Genomic DNA, 4475 nt, shown 5'->3' with positions numbered 1-4475 from the left:
CGGATCCATCTGATAGCACGATTGCTTTCCTTAAAAGAACATGCGTTCCCTTAAGCGTATCCGGTATTAGCAGCCGTTTCCAGCTGTTATCCCGGTCTACCAGGCAGGTTATCCACGCGTTACTCACCCGTGCGCCACTAAGTTTAGAATTCGCAAGCTTCCTTCTAATCTCCGTTCGACTTGCATGTGTTAAGCACGCCGCCAGCGTTCGTCCTGAGCCAGGATCAAACTCTCCATAAAATATATAAAAATATTTTCGCGTACCCGTTAGGGTGAAGAGTTGATTTGCTCTTTATTACTTATTCAGGAATTACTCGCTAGCGTTATTTAACGCTTGACGAGGATTCAAATGTGGTCGTCACAGTTTCAGCTTACGCTGACTTTTGACTTGACCGTTTTGCATCCATCATCCACTGTTTAGTTTTCAAAGACCATTTTTTAGCCCGGCCTCACGACCGGAATCTTAGTTTACCATGACCCTCACTTGCATTTCAAGTGAAAGTTTTTGGTAATTTTTACACCGCCTCATCGGCGACGGAACTTCATCTTACCACCGATAACACGAATTATCAACTGGTAATTTTAAGTACCACCTTGCGGCGACATTTGTTATCATATCACGCCATTCAACGTAACGCAAGTGGAATTTTTTATGTAATCTTTATTCCAGTTTTTAGGCACAGGAATAAAGTTAGCAATGTCTTTTGGGTCTCTCCCCAGAGGCGCGAGCCCCGAGAACCATCGGCCCTGGAAAGTTTAACTGCTGTGTTCGCTTGTGCCCGGATGGGTAGGATGGGAACAGGTGTAACCTCTCCGATATCGCCGCCAGAAAACTTATTGACTTTTTGGTAAACAGTTGTCATTTTTAACCGTCACCTCTCGGCGACAATTGTTATCATACCATGCAGGGTGGCTACATGCAAGTGGAAATTTTTATGTATTATCCCTTTGTAGAAGGGAATATATCTAAGAGTGTCAAAACCATTTATAGAGTCTGATTATTCAACATAGCCAGCGTGATTTTAAAATATTTTGAAGGTGAGAAAATGGATGTTTTCGCTTTACTTGCGGAGAATAAAATTCGTGAGTCCATACAAAACGGTGAATTAAATAACCTGCCCGGCAGTGGAAAACCTTTGGAAATGGAAGATTTATCCCATATTCCTGATGAACTTAGAGCGGGCTACAGACTTTTAAAAAACGCCGGAGTTCTGCCTGAGGAACTTGAGATTAAGAAAGAGATTATTAGCTTACATAAGCTTATTAATTACTGTTATGACGAGGACGAAAAACGTCAATTGACAAAGAAACTAAATGAGAAGATTCTTCGGTTTAATATCCTGATGGAAAAAAGACAAGTAAGCTCCCCGGCTTTAAGCTGTTATAAGGACAAGATTTATACCAAATTCGGCGGGTACTGATGATTTATCAGGCCCCTTTATCCTTTAAAGAGACCTTAAATATACTAAAATGTTTACTTGCTCTTACATTCTGACCCTGTCTCAAAATAATACAATTTCTTTTCCATAAATAAAACCTTAAAGGGTAAGGTGGGAAAAAATTTTTCTCCTTTGCCATATAACCCAGTCTTTCATAATATCTTTGAAGTCCTTGAAATTGAGCCACGATGGCTAATTCGATGTATCTTATGTTCTCTTGTTTTAATTGTTGCTCGGCCTGGCTCATCAATAGCTCGCCATACCCATAACCCCGATACTTTGGCAGAACCGCCAACCGCCGGATGATTCCTTTCTGTAGAGCATGATCTGCCTTATAACTGACGGTTCCCATGGGCTCATCATTTATGAAAGAAATAATGACTTGGTCACCGCTGTTCATTCGTTTTGGAACCCGTTCAACCGTTTCAAAGGCGACAAAATTAAGGTATTTTTCTTGCGTAATAGCAAGGATTTTCGCTTGTTTTTGAAAGGACTCTTTAATAATGTGACAAACCAATTCTAAGTGATTATAACTGGCTGGTTGTAATGTAATCAATGTATCCCACCTCTGGCCAAAACTATCCAGTGCCTCATGGCCGTAATGAAAAAACTCGATTCTACATTAAAATCTGAACAACCTGTCCAGACCCCTGTATTGGATAGCCTCTGCCACATGGTTTATGGAAATTACTTCACTGCCGTCCAAATCGGCGATGGTACGGGCTACTTTTAGGATTCTGTCATGGGACCGGGCGCTCAAAGCCATTCGTTTAAAGGCTTCCTGCAGCAGTTTTGAAGCTGCGGCATCCGGTTTGCAAAACCGTCGCACTTCCCTGGCTCTCATGGTTGCGTTGCAGGAAATAGGTAAATCTTTTAATCTTTCACGTTGGATAAATCTTGCCTGTTCAACTCTTGTTTTTATTTGCAGAGATGATTCCCCCGGGGGAGCATCATTTAATTCAGAGTACGAAATTTTGGGAACTTCCAGGTGAAGATCAATGCGATCCAACAGGGGTCCGGAGATACGATTCATATATCTTTGTACCTGAAAGGGAGTGCAGTTGCATTCCCTTTCTTTATCTAAAAGAAACCCGCAGGGGCAAGGGTTAGCTGCCCCAACGAACATAATGTTGGCGGGAAAGGTAAAGCTGCCGGCCACTCTGGAAACACTGACACAACCATCTTCCAGCGGCTGTCTCAGGGCCTCCAGGCTATCTTTATGAAATTCCGGCAGTTCGTCCATAAAGAGTACTCCCTGGTGTGCCAGGCTAATTTCACCCGGTCTGGGGACTCTTCCGCCGCCCACCAGACTGGCTGTGGAAGAGGTATGGTGGGGCGCCCTGAAGGGGCGTCTTGTTACCAGCGGATTCTTGACAGAAAGTTGACCGGCCAGACTATAGATTTTTGTGACCTCGATGGCTTCCTCGAAGGTGAGGTCGGGTAAAATGGAAGGTAATCTTCTGGCCAGCATGGTTTTGCCACAACCGGGACTACCCAGCATCAAAATGTTGTGGCCTCCTGCCGCTGCCACTTCCAGAGCACGCTTGGCAGCCAACTGTCCCCGAACATCGGCAAAGTCCAGTGCCTTTTCTTCCGGCAGGTTGTTGGCAGCCAGACCTTCTGATTCATAGGGCGGGAAATCCGTTTCGCCCTTTAGGGCAGCAGAAAGTTCTGCTAGGGAAGCTACTCCAAATGCCTGCACATCTTGAACCAAAGCCGCTTCAGGAGCGTTATCCAGTGGCACCACCAATTTGTTGATCCCTAACTCACGGGCTGCCAAAGCCAGCGGCAGCACCCCATGGACCCCCCGAACAGAGCCGTCCAGGGACAGTTCACCGATAAACAGCATACCGGAGAACAATTCCGGATTAATCTGACCGGTGGCTGCTAAGATGCCAACAGCGATCGGCAAATCAAACGCCGGCCCCTCCTTGCGCAGATCTGCCGGCGCCAGGTTGACTGTAATTCTTTGAATCGGAAAGTCCAATCCGGAGTTTTTAATGGCTGTTCGGACTCTGTCCTTGGCTTCCCGTACAGCTGCGTCGGGCAACCCAACGATATCAAGGGCAGGCAAACCGTTCGATACATCAACTTCCACTCTTACTTTTTGTCCATCCAGCCCTAACAAAGCTACGCTATCTATTATAGCTAGCACAATATTCCCCCATTTTAACGATATAATATTTTCAATAATTTCATATAACACCTTGTTACACTTGTGAATTACCAGGAAAATCATAAGCTATGAGCAGCCTATTTTTTACAATATTCGGTAAAGGATTAAGGTTTCCTTCTTAACTGATAACAAAACCCTTGAAAACAGGGGACTAGTACCTTTTTTCTCCGGGATACTCAGTTGATTGTCCCTCCCGGTTAATGATATTTCCTTTTATTTTTATAGAACTCAAAGGCCCCTCTCCCCTAGTGCTTCTATCTCCTTTCAACTACCTTACCTTCTTTGCTTTAATAAATAACAAAAGCACCCCGGTTGAGTGCTTATCCTAAACTCTTCTTCAAATATTTGTCTTGAACTTATGATGCTTTATATTCGTCTAATAGATTAACGACTATTCCTGAGGAGGCAGATAATGAAAAAGCTTATTTCCGTAATTCTAGCAGGCTTTCTTGTTCTCAGTGTTACAGTTACAGCTATTGCTGCTCCAACCAACAATGCCGTATTTTACCTTAACCTGAACAAATACATGGTTAATAAGAGTCAGTATACTATGGACGCAGCACCATTCATTGTATAATGGATAAAGAAAACTAGACAAAAAAACAGCTTTATTTAAGGTGGATCGTTGCCGTGAGAAAATCATATTCTGGGGAGTTCAAAGCCAAGGTTGTACTGGAAATTCTCAAGGAAGAGAAAACCATATCCCAGATTGCTTCAGAGTATGGGATTCATCCAAATCAATTGCTTAAATGGAAAAAAGAGGCAATAAGATCTCTGGCAGAAGTTCTTGAAGATGGTCGTAGAAAGAGTGACAAGGAGAAAGAGACATTAAAGAACAAGATTCAAGAACTATACGCAGA

5 protein-coding genes and 2 rRNA genes are annotated in these 4475 nt (G+C 43.5%); 3 read left to right on the top strand and 4 right to left on the bottom strand.

What is annotated here, in order from left to right:
* Window positions 1-240, bottom strand: a 16S ribosomal RNA gene (locus tag P378_RS12260); the annotation flags it as partial.
* A gap of 449 nt (window positions 241-689) precedes the next feature.
* Window positions 690-830 (bottom strand): 5S ribosomal RNA (rrf, locus tag P378_RS12255).
* Between the two features lie 216 nt (window positions 831-1046).
* Here rrf and P378_RS12250 point away from each other — a divergent pair.
* A complete protein-coding gene (locus P378_RS12250) occupies window positions 1047-1421 on the top strand; it encodes a DnaJ family domain-containing protein (protein WP_099083448.1) in 375 nt (124 codons plus the stop codon).
* Window positions 1422-1428: 7 nt separating this feature from the next.
* Here P378_RS12250 and P378_RS12245 read toward each other — a convergent pair whose 3' ends face one another.
* Together P378_RS12245 and P378_RS12240 are read right to left on the bottom strand one after the other, a co-directional pair.
* Complete coding sequence (locus P378_RS12245; protein WP_180261089.1) at window positions 1429-1995, bottom strand: GNAT family N-acetyltransferase; 567 nt, start codon at window positions 1993-1995, stop codon at window positions 1429-1431.
* A 66-nt stretch (window positions 1996-2061) separates the two neighbouring features.
* Window positions 2062-3594, bottom strand: a complete 1533-nt coding sequence (locus P378_RS12240) for a YifB family Mg chelatase-like AAA ATPase (protein ID WP_099083449.1) — start codon at window positions 3592-3594, stop codon at window positions 2062-2064.
* A gap of 433 nt (window positions 3595-4027) precedes the next feature.
* On the opposite strand from P378_RS12240, the gene P378_RS19670 reads away from it, so the two are divergent.
* Both P378_RS19670 and P378_RS12235 read left to right on the top strand, forming a co-directional pair.
* Complete coding sequence (locus P378_RS19670; RefSeq protein ID WP_180261088.1) at window positions 4028-4192, top strand: hypothetical protein; 165 nt, start codon at window positions 4028-4030, stop codon at window positions 4190-4192.
* A 53-nt stretch (window positions 4193-4245) separates the two neighbouring features.
* The coding region (locus P378_RS12235) for a transposase (RefSeq protein ID WP_143338482.1) at window positions 4246-4475 on the top strand (230 nt) is incomplete at its 3' end.

It is taken from the genome of Desulforamulus profundi, from assembly GCF_002607855.1.
The sequence above is the reverse complement of the archived record's forward strand: the minus strand, read 5'-3'. Positions and strand labels throughout refer to the sequence as shown.

Coding starts and splice junctions, on each gene's coding strand:
- P378_RS12250 (WP_099083448.1), top strand. CDS start 1,047: ATGGATGTTTTCGCTTTACTTGCGGAGAATAAAATTCGTGAGTCCATA.
- P378_RS19670 (WP_180261088.1), top strand. CDS start 4,028: ATGAAAAAGCTTATTTCCGTAATTCTAGCAGGCTTTCTTGTTCTCAGT.